This is a genomic window from Roseovarius halophilus (ex Wu et al. 2025) (genome assembly GCF_047086965.1).
Genome location: NZ_JBKOTX010000515.1, coordinates 1 through 795, shown reverse-complemented (window position 1 = coordinate 795; position 795 = coordinate 1). Strand labels below are relative to the sequence as shown.

Here is a 795-nt window from a genome sequence, read left to right as displayed (position 1 = left end):
CGAACTGGAACGCCTTCTTGTCGTTCCAGTTCTCGGGCACGTGCGGCGCCAGCGCGCCGACGATCCCGCCCGAGGCACCGGCCCCCGGCCCGCCCGGGTCGATCACGCGGACGCGCGCGCCCCGTTTCAGGCAGCACCACGCGCAGGACAGCCCGAAGATGCCCGCGCCCATCACCGTTATATCCGCCATTGCCAAACCCGTGATCCCCCGTCATGGTCGCGCGTATTCGCAAGCAGCCTTACAGGAACGTGGTATGCCGGACCAGCGCGCCGAGCTTGAGTGGCGTGAGGATGCCGTGCCGGTCTCGACCCGGTTCGACGATCCGTATTTCAGCCTGCAGGACGGCTTGGCCGAGACACGGCACGTGTTCCTTGACGGCAACGGCCTGCCGGGGCGGTTCCGGGACGGGTTCCACGTGGCCGAACTGGGTTTCGGCACCGGGCTGAATTTCCTGACGACGGTGCTGGCATGGCGTCAGGCCGGTGCGCCGGGCCGCCTGCGGTTCACCAGCTTCGAGGGGTGGCCGATGCGCGCGGCCGAGATGGCACGCGCGCTGGCGCCGTTTCCCGAGCTGGTGGCCGTGGCTGAGCCGTTGCTGGCGGGCTGGGGCGCGGGCCGGCGCGTGATCGCGATGGACCCGGGGATCGAGCTGCAGGTGATCGTGGGTGATGCGCGAGACACCCTGCCGGGCTGGGCAGGCCGGGCCGACGCGTGGTTCCTCGACGGGTTCTCGCCCGCCAGGAACCCCGAACTGTGGGGCGCGGACCTGATGGCGCAGGTGGGCGCGCACACCG

At 70.7% G+C, this 795-nt stretch carries 2 protein-coding genes; one reads left to right on the top strand and one right to left on the bottom strand.

The window, feature by feature from the left end:
• Nucleotides 1-190: FAD-dependent oxidoreductase (locus tag ACH107_RS33230; protein WP_412509844.1), on the bottom strand; the 190-nt coding region annotated here is incomplete at its 3' end.
• Nucleotides 191-254: 64 nt separating this feature from the next.
• Here ACH107_RS33230 and mnmD point away from each other — a divergent pair.
• A partial coding sequence (mnmD, locus tag ACH107_RS33225) for a tRNA (5-methylaminomethyl-2-thiouridine)(34)-methyltransferase MnmD (RefSeq protein WP_412509843.1) occupies nt 255-795 on the top strand: 541 nt, incomplete at its 3' end.